The organism is Mycobacterium sp. H4Y (assembly GCF_000364405.1).
In the GTDB taxonomy this organism is placed as follows: domain Bacteria; phylum Actinomycetota; class Actinomycetes; order Mycobacteriales; family Mycobacteriaceae; genus Mycobacterium; species Mycobacterium intracellulare.
This window is the reverse complement of record NZ_AKIG01000002.1, coordinates 875629-892191: the sequence shown is the minus strand read 5'-3', so window position 1 is coordinate 892191 and position 16563 is coordinate 875629. Positions and strand designations below refer to the sequence as shown.

Annotated in this window: 10 protein-coding genes; 4 read left to right on the top strand and 6 right to left on the bottom strand. The window is 70.9% G+C overall.

Going from position 1 to position 16563, the window contains the following annotated elements; genetic code table 11:
* Positions 1 to 2: 2 nt before the first annotated feature.
* Positions 3 to 2381 (bottom strand): lysylphosphatidylglycerol synthase transmembrane domain-containing protein, encoded by a 2379-nt coding sequence (locus W7U_RS18035; protein ID WP_008260980.1) that lies wholly within the window; start codon positions 2379 to 2381, stop codon positions 3 to 5.
* Between the two features lie 145 nt (positions 2382 to 2526).
* On the opposite strand from W7U_RS18035, the gene W7U_RS18030 reads away from it, so the two are divergent.
* Entirely contained in the window at positions 2527 to 3474 is a 948-nt protein-coding gene (locus W7U_RS18030; RefSeq protein WP_008260979.1) for a class I SAM-dependent methyltransferase, read from the top strand.
* 159 nt (positions 3475 to 3633) lie between these two features.
* Positions 3634 to 5019: an HNH endonuclease signature motif containing protein gene (locus W7U_RS18025; RefSeq protein ID WP_008260978.1), complete on the top strand. Its 1386-nt coding sequence runs from the start codon at positions 3634 to 3636 to the stop codon at positions 5017 to 5019.
* Positions 5020 to 5094: 75 nt separating this feature from the next.
* Here W7U_RS18025 and W7U_RS18020 read toward each other — a convergent pair whose 3' ends face one another.
* The 5 genes from W7U_RS18020 to W7U_RS18000 are packed head-to-tail and all read right to left on the bottom strand — an operon-like array spanning position 5095 to position 15076.
* Positions 5095 to 5850: a TVP38/TMEM64 family protein gene (locus tag W7U_RS18020; RefSeq protein WP_008260976.1), complete on the bottom strand. Its 756-nt coding sequence runs from the start codon at positions 5848 to 5850 to the stop codon at positions 5095 to 5097.
* A complete protein-coding gene (gene recD / locus W7U_RS18015; protein WP_020823625.1) occupies positions 5847 to 7568 on the bottom strand; it encodes an exodeoxyribonuclease V subunit alpha in 1722 nt (573 codons plus the stop codon). Before recD ends, W7U_RS18020 begins: the two co-directional genes overlap by 4 nt.
* Positions 7565 to 10867, bottom strand: coding sequence for an exodeoxyribonuclease V subunit beta (gene recB / locus W7U_RS18010; protein ID WP_008260972.1), 3303 nt, complete (start codon positions 10865 to 10867; stop codon positions 7565 to 7567). The genes recD and recB overlap by 4 nt, the downstream gene beginning before the upstream one ends.
* Entirely contained in the window at positions 10867 to 14169 is a 3303-nt protein-coding gene (gene recC / locus W7U_RS18005) for an exodeoxyribonuclease V subunit gamma (protein WP_008260970.1), read from the bottom strand. The genes recB and recC overlap by 1 nt, the downstream gene beginning before the upstream one ends.
* Before the next feature lie 40 nt (positions 14170 to 14209).
* Positions 14210 to 15076, bottom strand: coding sequence for a cyclopropane mycolic acid synthase family methyltransferase (locus W7U_RS18000; protein WP_008260968.1), 867 nt, complete (start codon positions 15074 to 15076; stop codon positions 14210 to 14212).
* Positions 15077 to 15233: 157 nt separating this feature from the next.
* On the opposite strand from W7U_RS18000, the gene W7U_RS17995 reads away from it, so the two are divergent.
* The gene (locus tag W7U_RS17995; protein ID WP_008260966.1) at positions 15234 to 15749 is read left to right on the top strand and encodes a nitroreductase family protein; all 516 of its coding nucleotides are present in this window, start codon (positions 15234 to 15236) and stop codon (positions 15747 to 15749) included.
* Between the two features lie 48 nt (positions 15750 to 15797).
* Positions 15798 to 16547 carry a class I SAM-dependent methyltransferase gene (locus W7U_RS17990; RefSeq protein WP_008260964.1) on the top strand — a complete coding sequence of 250 codons (750 nt, stop codon included), beginning with the start codon at positions 15798 to 15800 and terminating at the stop codon, positions 16545 to 16547.
* Positions 16548 to 16563: the final 16 nt, after the last annotated feature.

Genomic DNA, 16563 nt, shown 5'->3' with positions numbered 1-16563 from the left:
CCTCAGATCATCTCGTTGGTGGTCAGCCAGCGCATCACCGGCCACCCGACGAACACCGGCAGCCAGCAGGTCAGCATCCGGTACAGCAGCACCGACGGCACACCGATCGCCGCCGGCACCCCGAAGGCGGCCAGGCCACCGATCAGCGCCGCCTCGACGGCACCGACGCCGCCGGGGGTCGGGGCGGCCGAGGCCAGCGTCCCACCGACCATCGTGACGACCGTGACGGCGACGAATGTCGTTCCCCCGCCGAAGGCTTCGATGCTGGCCCACAGCGCGAGCGCCGCGCCGAGGGTGGTGCCCGCGCAGCCCAGCAGGATCAGCGCCAGTCGCCGCGGCTCGCGGGCGAGCTTCACCAGGTCGCCGACCACCTCGTTCAGCTTCGGGCGCACCTCGGTGGACAGCCACCGCCGCAGCGTGGGCACGAACAAGAACGTCCCGATGATGCCCAGCGCCACACCCGCGATCAGGTACAGCAGGGTCGCGCTCGGCACGAAATGGGAGAGATTCATCGAGGCGCCGGCGGCGGCGCTGAACACGACCAGCAGCGCGATATGGGCGATCACCTGCACCGACTGCTGCAGCGCCACCGCCGCGGTCGCCCGCATGGCCGACAGGCCGCTCTTCTGCAGAAACCGCGTCGACAGCGCCAGCCCGCCGACCCCGGCGGGCGTGGTGGTCGCGGCAAAAGTGTTGGCCACCTGGGCGATTGACAGCGTCCAGAAGTTCACCATGCCGTCGGCGCAGGCCCACAGCGCCGCGGCCGCACCGACGTAGGTGAGTGCCGACACCAGCAGGCCCACCAGCGCCCACGACCAGTTCGCCGTCTTCAGCTCCGAGAAGAACGTCGGTGCCGTGCTGATGAAAGGATACGCGACATAGACCAGCGCGCCGAAGAGCACCAGCTGGATCATCTGGCTGCGGGTGAAGCGGGTGATGGTTTGCGGCTTGATCTGATCGGCGCCGGTTTGGCGCTTCACCTCCGCGCGTGCGGCGGAGATGACCGTGCCGGCGTCCGGCACCGACCGCCGAATGAACCGCGGCACAGCGACTTTGGTGAGCCGGCGGGACGCCGACAAAATGGTGTCCGCGCCGAACACCTCGATCGCGGCGCGCACCGCGGACTTCGGGTCATACAGCGCCGACGCCGTCACCAGCAGCTGCGCGATATCCGACTGCAGCTGGGCATCGGTCGCGCCGTACTCGGCGCTGCCGAAGCTGCCGAACAACACCGCGCCGTCGTCGACGGTGATGTGCTGGCTGCGCAGATCGCCGTGGGCGATCTGGCGGTCGTTGAGGATCCGCAGCGCTTCCCACAGCCGGACGACGGGCGTCGTCGCCGCGCAGCGGTCGATGGGCGTGCCCCGAGCGGGCTTGTGCGAGTGCAGCATCCATCCCCGGTCCAACGGGGCGAGGGCGACCGTCGCGGTGTTGGCCAGGCCGGCGTCACCGATGGCGATCGCCATCAACGCGCGATGCTCCACCGCGCGCCGCATCGACGTCACCAGGGGAGCGGTCTCGGTGTCGCGCAGCTTCAGCTTCCCCCACAGCTGGCGCAGCGCACCGCCGCTGCGCTGGTGCGGGCCGTACAGCTCGACCAGCGCCGTCCGGCCGGAATCGTCGTCGCCGTCGGCCGAAAGAATCAGCGGGCCACGCCCGGCCGGCCGGACCACAGTGAGCCGCGAGACGACCAAGCCGGCTTTGGCCATCGCGCGCACCGCGGCGTCCAGCGGCACCTCGAGCGCGGGGGTGCCGACCACCAGCACCACCAGCGCGCCGACCACCCACCCGACCGCCAGCCCCACCAGCGATCGCGCCGGAACGACGGCGCTGATCACCAGGTGGATCGGGACGAAGGCCCACAGCAGCGCCCACCACCAGTGCCGCCAGCGCGCCGGCAGCCAGGGCCCCGACACCGTCAGCACCGCCGCCAGCATCCCGATCCACCGCGGGTCGTCGAGCAGCTGCGCCGGCAGCGTGCTCAGCCGGTCGTGGACGTCGAAGTGCCAGCGGGGCGCCGCCAGGCCGGTGCCGCTGATCGACAAGAGCACGATCGCGCTCAGCCCCGCGGTCGCGTAAGCGCCCAGCAGCTTCCACTGCCCGGCGACGATCAGGCCGATGAGGATCATGAACGGTAGGGCCACGATCGCCAGCCCGTACGCCAGGTACACCACGTCGGATTGGGTGGGCGACAGGACGCCCACGATCTGCGAGACGGATTTCTCCAGCGCGATCCACTGCGGGCGGGTGACCAACGAACCCGTGATCACCAGCGCCAAAAAGAGCGAGGCCAGGACGAGTCGCAGGATGTCGTTGGTCCGTCGGGTCAGTGGCTGCAGCAGGCTGCCGGAAACGGGGATGTCGCGCCCGTCAACTCGCATGTATCAACGATCCTTCGGATTCGCCCCTGCCGATGGGCTCGCCGACAAGTTAACTTCAATACCCGGCTCGGGGACAGCTGCCACTCATCCGCCGCGCGTAGGGTCGGGTACGTAGCCCTGCTAGCGAAGTGGGAAGGACGTGCGCGTGGCCAGGACCGACAACGACAGCTGGGAGATCACCGAGAGCGTGGGGGCGACCGCCCTGGGCGTGGCCGCCGCCCGCGCCGCGGAGACCCGCGGCGAGAACCCGTTGATCAGCGATCCGTTCGCCCAGCTCTTCCTCGACGCCGCCGGTGACGGCGTGTGGAACTGGCATTCGGCGGGGCGACTACCTGACGCTGTCGTCGAAGCCGAACCGACGCTGCCGCTGCAGATGCAATCGATGGTCGGCTACATGGCCTCGCGCACCGCGTTTTTCGACCAGTTCTTCCTCGACGCGACGGCCGCCGGCATCCGGCAGGCGGTGATCTTGGCGGCGGGTCTGGACGCGCGGTCGTGGCGGTTGGCCTGGCCGGCGGGGACGACGGTCTACGAGCTCGACCAGCCCCGGGTGCTGGACTTCAAGGCGTCGACGCTCGCCGAGCACGGCGCGCAGCCCGCCTGTCACCGCGTCCCCGTCGCGGTGGACCTGCGCCAGGATTGGCCGGAAGCGTTGCGGCAGGCGGGTTTTGACGTCAGCGCGCCCAGCGTGTGGTCGGCCGAGGGGTTGATGCCCTATCTGCCGGCCGCGGCGCAGGAGCTGCTGTTCGAACGCATTCAGGGACTCACCGTCCCCGGCAGCCGGGTGGCCGTGGAGGCGCTGGGCCCCAAGTTCCTCGACCCCCAGCTTCGCGCGAGGCGCCGGGAGCGGATGGATCGCATCGCGGCGCTGATGGCCGAGGTCGATCCCGACCGGCAGGTGCCGAGGACCGACGAGCTGTGGTACTTCGAGGAGCGCGAGGACGTCGGCGAGTGGTTCGGCCGTCATGGCTGGGACGTGACGGTGACACCGTCCGACGAGTTGATGGCCGGCTATGGCCGAGCGGCGGCCAAGGAGGTGCGGGACTACGTGCCCGGGAACCTGTTCGTCGCGGCGCAGCGGGCGGCCGGCTAGGGTCCCGAGTCGCCTTCTCTCCTTGGCCAAGCCGTCGCGACGCCTGACGCGGACGCGTTTTCGAATACGGAAAACGCATATCGAAATTCCTTGTGTCACTGTGGTTTCAGTGGTCACAATCCGGGGTTTTTTGTCGGTGTGTGTCGATAGTTTGGCGGTGTGAGTTCCACTGGTCTGCCCGATGTCGACGCGGTGTTCGACGCGCTCGATGCCGAGGTGGACCGCGCGTGTGCGTTGGTGCTCGACGCGTTGACCGTTCAGCAGCAGCTGGCGGTGTTGGAGCGCTGTGAGAGGCTGCGCCGGCGCATCCCGGTCATTGAGCATCCGCTGCTCAATTCGCTGGCCCGCCAAGTCCCGTCCCAGGATCTGGGCGGCGGCTTGTCCCATGCTTTGACGGAATGCACCCTGATCAGCCGTCACGAAGCGTCTCGGCGTATCAAAGAGGCCGCCGATTTAGGTCAGCGCCACGGCCTGACCGGTGAACCGTTGCCGCCGGTGTTGGCGGCCACCGCGGCGGCCCAGCGCGCCGGAGACCTGGGCGCGGGTCAGGTGGCCGTGATCCGCAAGTTCTACTACCAACTACCCGGCTGGGTGAGCGCTGCGGCGCGTGAGTTCGCCGAAGCCCAACTGGCCGGGTTCGGCACCCAGTTCGGCCCCGAACACCTCAAAGAATTGGCCCGCGGGCTCACCGATGCGCTTAACCCCGATGGCACGTTCACCGACGAGGACCGGGCCCGCAGCCGCGGGGTGACCCTGGGCAACCAACAAGCCGACGGCATGTCGGAGTTGCGGGGCCTGATCACCCCCGAACTACGCGCCACCCTCGAAGCCGTGGAGGCCAAACTCGGTGCCCCGGGGATGTGCAACCCGCTCGATGACATTCCGTGTGTGGAGGGCACGCCCAGCCAGGCCGCCATCGACCGTGATACCCGTTCGGCTGCTCAGCGCGGCCACGATGCCCTGCTGGCCGGGCTGCGTGGGCTGTTGGCCTCTGGGGAGTTGGGTCAGCACAACGGGTTACCGGCCTCCATCATCGTCACCACCACCCTGGCCGAGTTGGAGGCCGCCGCCGGGCGAGCCCTGACCGGCGGGGGCACCATCCTGCCGATGAGTGAGGTGATCCGCCTGGCCCGCCACGCGCATCACTACTTGGCGATTTTCGATAAGGGCAAGGCCCTGGCGCTCTATCACACCAAGCGGCTGGCCTCCCCGGGGCAGCGAATCGTGTTGTACGCCAAGGACCGCGGCTGCACCGCCCCGGGATGCACCGTGTCGGGCTATTACTGCGAAGTCCACCACGTCACCGACTACAGCAAGTGTCACAGCACCGACATCAACCAGCTGACCTTCGCCTGCGGCCCGCATCACCGCATGCTGGACCCCGGCGGCTGGACCACCCGAAAGAACACCCGCGGCGAGACCGAATGGAAACCACCACCCCACCTCGAGCGCGGCCAACCCCCCACCAACACCTACCACCACCCCGAAAAACTCCTCCACCACGAAAGCAACGACGACGAAGCCGACAATCCAGGGGCGGCATAACGGGGTTCGCGATCGCCACTAGATCCGATCGCCGCTAGGTCAGATCGCGCCGACCCGCTTCGCCCGGCTGGTTGGCTAGCGGGCTTCGGAACCCGGCTCTGGCGAACCGGTGTCCGCGTCACGGCCGGCGTGAGCGCGCCATCTCCGGTACCCGCGGTGGGCGGCGAACGCGCCGACGATGGCGCTCACGCACCACACCGCGATCGCCGCGTAGGCCAGCGGCGACGACCGGTTGCCGATCGAGGCGCCCAGTGCAGTGTAGACGAAGGCCCGCGGAACCGAACCGATGAACGCGCCAACGGCCATCTGCCACAACGGAACTCCGAACGCCCCGAACGCGTACGAGGCCAGCGCGTCCGAGATGCCGGGAACGAAACGCTGCCCGACCACCGCCCACAGCCCCCGGCGCCCGATCAGGGCGTCGAAGCGGTCGGCGCGCTGCGCGCCCAGCAGCGCCCGGGCGCTGTCGCGACCCGCCCGGCGGCCGACGAAACTCGCCACGATCGCGGTGCCCACCGTCGCGCCCAGCGTCACGAACACGCCCAGTAGCGGACCGAACAACAATCCGCTGCCCGCGGCCAGAATCGAGCCCGGCACGAACAGCGCCCCGGCCACCGCCGAGACCACGACGTAGGTCAGCGGGGCCGCCGGCCCGGTGGCCGACACCACCCGCCGGATCTCCTCGATGTCGATGACGTGCGCGACGGCCACCAGGTAGAACACCACGGCCAGGAAGGCCGCGAACACGGCGAGGCGCACGACCGGGCCCCGCCGCGAGACGGGTTGGGACGCCGGGGCGGGACCGTCGCCCGCGCCCCCGCCATCCGTCACGTCGCGGCGGCGTCGGCCCGCAGCCGTTGCCGCAATCCGGTGGCCCGCATCGCCCGGCGCTCGATCGCCGCGCGCACCGAGGCCTCGGGCCCGACCACCCGCACCCTGGTCTGCGCCCGGGTGACGGCCGTGTAGAACAGTTCCCGCGTCAGCAGTCGCGAATCCTCCGGCGGTATCAGCACGGTCACCTCGTCGGCCTGGCTGCCCTGACTCTTGTGGATGGTCATGGCGTGCATCGTCTCCACCTCGCCGAGACGGCTGGTCGCGAAGTCTAGCGGCCCGCTGGCACCGGCGATGACCGCCCGCAGGCCCTCCGCGCCGGCCACCGCCACACCGGTGTCGCCGTTGTAGAGCCGCAGGCCGTAGTCGTTGGCGGTCACCAGCAGCGGGCGCCCGGCGTACCACTGCGACCATGCCGGCTGCCCCGTCGCCTCGGCAATCCACTTCTGCACCAACGTGTTCCAGTGCGTCGCCCCGTACGGGCCCTCGCGGTGCGCGCACAGCAGCCGGTGTTCGTCCAGCGTGGCCAGCGCCTCGTCGGCCGCGCCCAGCAGCGCGGCCGACCGCAGCCGCAGCGCGTGCGCGACGAGCACCTCGCGCAGCCGATCGGCCGGGCGCTGTGCATCCACCCACTCGACGTGCTCGCCCCCGGCCGCCAGCAGCTCCACCACCCGGTCCGCGTCGCCGACCCGGATCGCCTCGGCCAGCGCGCCGATCGACGTGCCGTATCGGTGCGGCGTGCGCAGGGCGGCCACCCGCACGTCGCCGCGGGCGGACAGCCCGTCCACCAGGTCGGCCAGCACGGCGCCCGCCTCCACCGAGGCCAACTGGTCCGGGTCGCCGACCAGAATCAACCGGGAGTCCGGGCGGACCGCTTCGGCCAGCCGGGCCATCATCGTCAACGACACCATCGACGTCTCGTCCACCACGATGACGTCGTGCGGCAGCCGGTTGGCGCGATTGTGCTTGAACCGCACCGACGTATCCGGCCGGGGACCCAGCAGCCGGTGCAGCGTGGTCCCGGACAGGCCGGCCAGCCGCGCCCGGTCGGCCGCGCCGAGCCGGCGGGCTCCCGCGGCCACCGCCTCGGCCAGCCGCGCCGCCGCCTTGCCGGTCGGTGCGGCCAGCGCGATCCGGGGCGGCGGCATCCCGGCCCGCTCGGCATGCTCGAGGAGCAGGGCGAGCAGCCGCGCGATCGTGGTGGTCTTGCCGGTGCCGGGGCCGCCGGTCAGCACGGTCACCGCCTGCGACACCGCGATTTCGGCGGCGGCCCGCTGCTCCTCGTACCCGGGCTCGAAAAGCCGTTCGTAACTGGACGATTCGATGCCGACCGGCGACGCCGACAGGGCCAGCAGGTCGGTGCACACCTGCTCCTCCTCGAGCCAGTACCGGTCGAAGTACAGCAGATCGCCGAAAAACCGCAGCACCGGCGGCGGCCCGAGTAACGCGCTGGCCTGCACCGCCGCCAGCCAGTCGTCGGCGCCGGGCCACGGCAGCTCGGCGTCGCCGAGCAGCCCGGGCGTGGCGCGGAGATCGACGCAGACCGAACCGCCCCGCAGCGCGCGCACCACCAGCGCGACCGCCAGGGCGACCCGTTCGTCGGACTCGCCGGTGAGCGCGGTAAGCCGTTGCGCCACATGCACGTCCGCCGCCTCGAAGACGCCGGCATCGCTGAACGTGCGCAGCAATCCGGTCGCGAACATCACGTCTGCCGTCATGCGGGCACCGTCCGGGCGTCGAGCAGGTCCGACAGGGCCGTGATCAACGACGGCGGTGGCCGCCAACTGAAGACGCCGCACGGGTGCCCGTCGCGCACCGGGGTGTCCGCGCCGCACATGCCGCGCACGAACAGGTAGAGCACACCGCCGAGGTGCCTGTCCGGGTCGTAATCGCGTATCCGCCACCGCAGGAACCGGTGCAGCACCGCGCAGTACAGCAACGCCTGCAGCGGATAGTCCGAGTGCAGCATCGCCTCCGCCATTTGCGGCCGGTCGTAGTCGGCGGCCGTCAGCGGCCGCTCGGGATCCCCGAGCCGGTTGGTCTTGTAGTCCACCACCACGAAGCGGTGCCCCGCGCCGTCGGGAATCCGGAGCACGGCGTCGATCGAGCCGGTGAGGTACCCGCGCAACGACTGGTCACCGAGCGCCCGGTCCGTCAGCCGGTCGGCATACGACACCAGCGGATCGTCGTGCGGCAGGTGCTCGCGCAGCAGCGGCGCCAGGTCCGCCAGGCGGGCCTCCGGCCCCACCGACGGCCGATCGCCGCCAGCCAGCGGAAGCTCGAAGTCCAGTTCCCGCAACCGATCCGAGAGCCCGATGCGGCGCAGCGTCAACCCACCCGCCAGCGGTCCCAGCGGGGTGTCGTGCATCGGCACCATCGCCGCGGCCAGCTCCTCGGGGGTCGCGGCGACCGGCCACCACGCCGAATGCTCCCGGATGTGCTCCTCGAGCTCGGCGGTCAGATCCGCGGCGAACGGGTCGGCCGTCTCCAGCACGGCGTGGACCAGGGAGCCGAACGTCGCGCCCGCCGGAAGGTCCGCCATCGGCGAGGGCACGTCCGGCCCGGCGGCCGGGGAGGACAACGGGATATCGCCGACCTCGTCGTCGAGCCCGGCGACGTCGGGCTCGCTGCCGACCCCGCTGGCCTGGGCCACCCGGATCAGTCCCGAATAGGAGGTGCGCCGCCACGTGGTGTCGATGGCGCGGTGGAAGTGGCGGCTGTCCAGGTGCCGGGGCACCGGCGCGGGCGGCAGCGACGGCGCGGGCGCCACCACCGAGTCCTCGATGACCGGCCCGCCCGCGGCCTCCCATTCGCGCAACCGGGCCAGTGCGTCATCGTCGGAGACCTTCGCGGGTTCGCATCGGTCCGGAACGACCGGGTCGCCGGGCCGGCGCCCGCGTAGCAGCCGCGACAGGCCGCCGTTGGGCTCGAAGTACGCCGGTGACCACCACGCCACCACCTGTGCCTGCGCCCGGGTCAACGCGACGTAGGTCAGCCTGCTGTCGTCGCTGGCATCCTCTTTACGGCCCAGCCGCTCAACGGTTTTGAAGTCGGGGCTGTCCTTGCCGCCGACGTGCAGGCAACGCGTGCCGTCCTCGTCGTGGAACAGCACCACGTCGCTGTCCTGGGTGTTGCGGTTGAACGCGAACGGCAGGTACACGATCGGATATTGCAGGCCCTTGCTGACGAAGACGGTCATGATCTGCACGGCGGCGGCGTCGCTGTCGAGCCGGCGGTTGCGTTCGGGGGCGCCGCCACGCTCGTCGCGTTGCCGGCGCAGCCAGTCGCGCAGCGCCGGCAGTCCGTAATGCTCGCGGTGGGCGACCTCCTGCAGCAGCTGGGTGACGTGCGCCAGGTCGGTCATGTGCCGCTCGCCGCCCCGCCAGCCGAGCACGCGATCGCGCATACCCAGCAGCTGGGCGGCCTCGAAGATGGCCGCGACGCCGCGTTCCCGGGCGTGACCGGCCCACTCCCGCAGCGTTTTCGCGATCCGGTCCGTCAGGGCGTCGCCGCCGGCCGCCAGCGTTTGGGCCGTCTCGCCGAAGAACATCGTCGCCGCGGCGGCGCGGACCATGCCGGGCCGGTGCGGTTGGTCGAAGGCCTCCAGCAGGCACAACCAGTCCTCGGCGGCCTCGGAGGTGAACACGTCGGTGTTGCCGGTGTAGACCGCGGGAACGCCGGCGTCGCACAGGGCCTTGAAGCAGGCGTGCGCGTCCCGGTGCCGTTCCACGATGACCGCGATGTCGCGGGCCTGCAGGGGCTCGCCGTCGAACGTGGCGCCGGCGGCGAGCAGGGCGCGGATGTCGGCGGCGAGGTCGGCGCCGATGTGCTCGCGCAGTTCGTCGATGGGCAGGTTTTGAATGCCGCGGCGTCCCAGTGTTTTTCGCGACACGACGCGCAACCGGAACGGGTCGTTGCGGGGCGCGCCGGCGAGCCGGTGGCCGCGGTGATGCGCGCCGACATCGTTCACCACGATCGCGGGGTCACCGAGCTGGGCGCCGCGCAGCACCACCTGCAGCCGCGCCACGAGCGCGGAATCGCTGCGCCAGTTGATGTCCAGCGTCTTGCGCTCACCCGCCGTCTGGGCCGCCCGCAGGTAGGTCACGATGTCGCCCCCGCGAAACGCATAGATCGCCTGTTTGGGGTCGCCGATCAGGATCACCGTGGAGCGCCCGCTGAACGCGCGGTCGATGACCTGCCATTGCACCGGGTCGGTGTCCTGGAACTCGTCGACCATGACGATCGGCCAACGCTGGTGCATCCGCAGCCGGGCGGGGGAGCCGTCGGTGGCCAGCGCGTCGGCCAGCCGGGTCAGCAGGTCGTCGTAGCCGAGGACTCCCAGCCGGCGCTTGCGCGTATCAAGCTCGGCCAGAACGTCATTGGCGAACCGGAGGCAGACGGCGGCCCGCGAATCGGGGTCCGGGTCGCGCGGCCGCAGCTGGGTCGACGGGTTGTTGACCACCTCGCGGGCCAGCCGCAGCGCCTCGGAGTAGTGCAGCGCCGGGTCGTCGCGCTCCTGCCCGAAGTGCGCCAGGTAGAGGTCGTCGACGATCTCGGTCACCAGGTCGTCGAGGCTGTCGAGCAGGGTCACGCTGGCGGCGGTGTCGCCGGCCACGCCGAGCGAGCGCAGCACCAGCTGGCAGAACTGGTGGGTGGTGGCGATGGTCGCCGCGTCGAAGCCGGCCAGCGCGTCGCGGAGACGCTGTCGGCGCGCCGCGCGCTGATCGTCCGTGCCGTCCAGCAGGTACGCCACCAGCTGGTTGTCGCCGACCGTCGACGGGTCGGCGAAAACCCTTACCGCGGCGACGATTTGGCAGCGGACACGTTCCCGCAGTTCCTGGCTGGCGGCGCGGCCGAACGTGATGAGCAGCATCTGATCGAGGCTCGCCGCGCCGTCGGCGAGATACCGCGTCACCAGGCCCGCCAACGCGAACGTCTTGCCGGTGCCCGCGCTGGCCTCCAGCACGGTGGTTGAGCGCTCGGCCGGCAACGGGCCCAACAGGTCGAAGCGCTGCATCAGATGAGCTTCCGCTCGGCGCGCAGCATCGGCAGCCACAGCCGGGCCGCATACGCGCCGAGCCGGTTGTCCTCGCCGTCGCACTCCTCGCCCGGCCGCACCGGCTGCATCAGATCGTCCAACGGCGCGCCGCGCCCCCACGCCCGCACGTGCGCCGGCGCCTGGTCCTCACCCGGGAAGCGGTCGCTGGTCTTCCACCGGCGCCGCGCCTCGGCCGCCGGGTCGTCGCCGCCGTGCCGGGCCGCCGCCCACGCGTAGGACGTCTTGATGGGCAACGGGATCGGTTCCCGCCGTCCCGCGTCGTAGATCGTCACCAGCTCGCGCAGCACCTCGACAGGATCGCCGTCCGGTGGCCCCAGCCCCTCGACCCGGATGCTTCTGCCGCGGCGCATCCGGCCGATGCACACCGCCGACCAGTCGCGGCCGGGGTCGTGAGCGGCCAACGCCAGCAACGGAATCCACGATTCGAGCAGGTGCTTGCCGTCCAGCCTCGAATAGGTCACCGACACCAGGGCGTCGTCGTAGACCGGCGACACCGTGCCGGTGAGCCGGCGACCGGCGCCCAGGTCGACGTCGACGTCATAGGCGGCGGCCGATCGGTGGTCTTGCCGATGCCGCAGCGCCTCGAGCGCCAGCGCGGCGGCCTGGTCGCGGATCTCGGTGACCTTGCGCCAGCCCAGCTGGCCGGGGGGCAGTGTGCCGCGGCGCCATTCGGCCTGCCGCGCGTCATCGGGGCTCATCCCGCGCAGGATGTCGCCCAGCATCCGGTCGCCGACGGTCCACTCCTCGAGGCCGTTGATGTCGACCGGCATGGCGTCTTGGACGCCGTCGACGTCGTAGGGCAGCGTGAATTCCAGGGCGCGGAAGAAGCCCTTCACCGGGTCTTTGAAGAAGCCGACGAGGTCGGCGAGGTTGACGTCGTCGGCCGGCGGGGGCGGCAGCGGCGCCGCAACGAATTTGGGTTGTTCGGTGTGTTCGCCGGTGGCCGCGCGCGCCGCGCGCAGCACCGTGGGGTCGAAACTGAACGGCACCTTCGGCACCAGTTCGCCGGGGATGACGTTGCGAACGTCGAACGGCTGCAACGGATGCTCGATCACGATGCGGTGGCGCACCTTCGTCGGCGTCGTCACGTCGAGGGCGTCCAGCAATTCGGCCAGCGGCACCGCGGGTGGGCGCGGCTGCCCCGAATATTCGTTGGCGCCGGTGTACGTGATCACCAGTTTCTCGGTGGCGGCGCCGATCGCGTCGAGCAGCAATTGCCGGTCCTCCGAACGGATGTCGCGTTCCCCGGCCATCGGGCGGCGGGCCAGCGCGTCGTCCCCGTCGACGACACCGAGACGCGGGAACAGCCCGTCGTCCAGGCCGACCAGGCACACCACCCGGTGGGGGACCGAGCGCATCGGGACCATGGTGCACACCGTCAGCGTGCCGGTGCGGAAGTTGGCCCGCGTGGGGCGCCCGGCGAGGTGCCGGGTCAGCAGCGCGCGGATGTCGGGCAGTCGCAGCATCGTGCCGCCCCGTGACCCGGCCTGCGCCAGGACCGCGGCGAACTCCCGTTGCACCTGACCGGTCTGCCACTCCTCGGACTCGTGCACCCGCGTCAACGAGGCGATGGCGCCGGCGAGGGTGGCCAGCCACTCGGTCAATGTCCTTGTGCCGGTGAGGGAGTCGACCACGTGGTGCAGCCGGGCGACGAATTCGGCGAACTGGCCGGCCAACGGGACCCGGTTGCTGCTCACGTCGTCGAGCGGCAGCGTCGCGTCGATCCATGCGTTCGAATCGTCGGACATCGCGACGCCGGCCAAGATCCGGTCGATGCCGAAACGCCAGGTGTTGTGCACGAAGTCGACGTGGTAGGGCCGCCGGTGCTCCTGGTCCAATCCCCACCGGATGTTGGCCTGCCGCACCCAGCGGGTGATGGCCTCCAGATCGTCGTCGGTGAACCCGAACCGGGCGCGCACCGGGGCGGCCTGTGCCAGGTTGAGCACCTCGGTGGCCGTCACCCTGCCGCCGGCGAGCCCCAGCAGTTGGGAGGCCACAGCCAGCAGCGAATTGGTCTGGACCAGTGAGCGATCCGCCAGGAGCACCCGTAGCTGGTGGGCGGGATGCGCGCCGTGCACCACGTCGCCCAGGCCGAAGTCGGCCACGATCAGCGGCGCATAGGTTTCGATGTCCGGGCACATCACCAGGATGTCGCGCGGTTCGAGCGTCGGGTCGTCGGCCAGCAGGCCGAGCAGCACCTCGCGCAGCACATCGACCTGGCGGGCCGGGCCGTGGCAGTTGTGGATCTGGACCGACCGGTCGTCGTCGGCCAGCGCGCGCCCCTGCGGCCGCACGGCGTTGGCGGCGATGTCGGACTGCACCCAGCCGAGCAGCGTGTCCGGGCGCGCCTCGCCGGGCAGGTACTCGTCGGTCTGCGCGTCCGCCGGCAGGCCGCGCTGCAGCTCGCGCAGGTCCCGCCCCAGGGTGGCGAGCAGCGGGTGGCCCACGGCGCGGTGGCTGGTGTCCTCGCGGCGGGGGATCGCCCCGCGCGTGCCGGCCAGCGCGCGCCACAGCCGGTCGCTGGGGTGCGGCAGCCACAGGTGCAGCTCGTGGTGGATGGCCAGGGCGGCCAGCAGCTCGGAGTCGGTGCGCGACAACCGGGTGTGCCCGAACAGCGACAGCCGCGCGGGCAGGTCACTGGGCGCCTCGGACAGCCGCGCGAGGGTCTTGGCGTGGCGAATGTGCGGGGGATCGGCCGCGACCCGCGACACCAGCGCCCGCCACAGCTCCGGCTGCCAGCGCAGGTCCTCATCGAGATCGCCCGGGTCGCCGCCCAGCCAGTCGATCAGCAGTTGCGGGCGCTGCCGTGCGTAGGAGGCGAACAGCCCGGCCAACCGGCGCGCCACCTCGTACCGGCGCCCCCGGCGCAGCTCGGCCTCCGCGCCGGTGTGGAAGTGACCGACATGGGTCGCCAGCGGGCGGCACCACGGTTCGTCCAGCGAGTGGTCGATCGCCTCCAGAAGGGGCCACGCCATGGCCTCCGGCGACCACGGATCGTCGTCGGCGGTGCCGGCGATCTCGGCGATCAGCGAGCCGGGGCTGCGGAACGAAACCCCGGCGCACACCCCGCCGGAAACCCCGCCGCCGCGGGCCCGACCGAGCACGTGCGACAGCCGCTGGCTCAGCCAGCGCTCCACCCCGCGCGCCGGGACCACGACGAGCTCGGGGGCGAACGGGTCGGCCGGGGGATCGGCCAGCAGAGCGCCGAGCCCGTCGGCCAACAGATCGGTGCGCTCGGCGCGGTGCAGATGAAGCGGCATTGCGCTGTCACGATAAACCCCGGCGCCCGGGGCGGGGTGCCTACTTCGCCAGGGTGAACTGGTTGACGTCGATGTAGCCGGCCCGGAACGCGTCGGCGCAGCCGGTCAGGTAGCGCATGTAGCGCTGATACACCTCTTCGGACTGGATCGCGACGGCCTCGCTGTGGTGGGCCTCCAGGGCCTCGGCCCAGTGGTCGAGGGTCCGGGCGTAGTGCAGCTGCAGCGACTGCCGGCGTTTGAGGTTGAAACCCATCTTGGACGCGTGGAACTCGACGATCTCGATGGCCGGCAACTGCCCGCCCGGGAAGATCTCCGTGGCGATGAATTCGTTGAAGCTGGTCTGCTCCTCGGTCATCGGCAGGCCCCGCTCGACGATCTGCTGCGGGGTCAGCATGGTGATCGTGTGCAGCAGCATCACCCCGTCGTCGGGCAGGAGGCGGTGTGCCATCGCGAAGAAATCGTCATAGCGGTCGTACCCGAAGTGCTCGAAGGCGCCGATGGAGACGATCCGGTCCACCGGCTCGTCGAACTCCTCCCAGCCGTGCAGCAGCACCCGCCGGCTGCGTTCGGTGTCCATCGAGTCGAAGAGCTTCTGCACGTGGGCGGCCTGGTGTGCCGACAGGGTCAATCCGATGACGTTGACGTCGTACTTCTCGATCGCGCGGCGCGCCGTGGCGCCCCAGCCGCAGCCCACGTCCAGCAGCGTCATCCCCGGCCGCAGGCCCAGCTTGCCCAGCGAGAGGTCGATCTTGCGCAGCTGGGCCTCTTCCAGCGTGATATCTCGGCCGCGGTCCCAGTACGCGCAGCTGTAGGTCATGGTGGGGTCGAGGAACAACCGGAAGAAGTCGTCCGAGAGGTCGTAGTGGGCTTGGACCTCTTCGAAGTGCGGCGTCAGGTGCTCTGCCACGGCGGCCACCCGCCTTTCTGACTTGGGGCATTCAGTTGTTCACGAGCCGCCCGCCCGGGTGGTTCACCACGTCACCACGACTTTCCCGATTTCGTCGTACGCAAACTTGGGCGGGCTTCGCCGATACTTGGGGAACAGCCGCGAGGGAGGGAACCAGATGGATGCTTGGGACGCGATCTGCGCGCGGCGCAATGTGCGCGAGTATCAGCCGCGGGCGATCTCCGACGAGGACCTCGACCGGATCGCCGAAGCCGGATGGCGTGCGCCGTCGGCCAAAAACCGTCAGCCCTGGGACTTCGTCATCGTCACCGACCGCGCCCAGCTGCAGGAGCTTTCCACGGTCTGGCGGGGCGCCGGCCATATCGCCGCGGCGCCGGCCGCGATCGCGATCGTGGCGCCGGTGCCGCCCGACGAGCGCCGGGTGGTCACCGACAACTACGACATCGGCCAGGCCACCATGGCGATGATGATCGCGGCCACCGACCTGGGAATCGGGACCGGCCACTCGTCGGTCGGGGATCAGGAGAAGGCGCGCGCCATCCTGGGTGTTCCCGACGATCACCTGGTGGCTTTCCTGCTCGGGGTGGGCTATCCCGCCGATCGCCCGCTGCGCCCGATCCGCACACCGAATCGCCGGCCGTTTTCCGAGGTGGTGCATCACGGCCGGTGGTGAGACGCGTGAAAAACCTTCGGCGACTTGCTGAGTCGTAAGCTAAGGGGCATGCATGACCACCAGGGCGATTACGGAGTCGACGGTTCGTTTCACAAGTTCTCGGCGCGAACCCAGGCGCTGGGCGTCGGCGCTCAAGTTGTCGCCCTGGCCGTCTGGGCCGCGATCAGCTGGGCGCGCGGCAAGCGGCTCCGGGCGGGGCTGGCGGCGGTGTCGAGCGCCGGCATCGCCGGCAACGCGCTCCTGTACATGTACGCGACGCGGTCCGGGAAATTCGTTGTGTGGGACCGGGTTCTGCGCGATCTGCGGCTCGCCGGCGACGAGACGGTGCTCGACCTCGGGTGCGGGCGCGGCGCGGTGCTGCTGGCCGCGGCCAAGCGGTTGCCGCGGGGCCGCGCGATCGGTGTCGACCTGTGGCAGGCCGACCAGACGGACAACTCGCGGCAGGCCACGCTGGCCAATGCGGTCGCCGAAGGCGTCGCCGACCGCGTCGAGGTGCGCACCGCCGACATGACCGCGCTGCCGCTGGCCGACGAGAGCGTCGACGTGATCGTGAGCAACCTGGCCATCCACAACATCGACGGCCACGCCGGCCGGCGGCGGGCGCTCGACGAAGCCGCGCGGGTGCTGCGGCCGGGCGGCCGGCTCGCGATCGCGGACCTCTGGGAGACGCGTCAGCACGCCGAGCGGCTGCGCGAACTGGGCTGGCGCAATGTGCGGCGGCGCAACCTCGGCTGGCGGATGTGGTACGGCGGCCCGTGGTTCTCCACGCGGCTGGTCACCGCGACCAAACCGGGCTGAGGCGCGATCGGGCCGG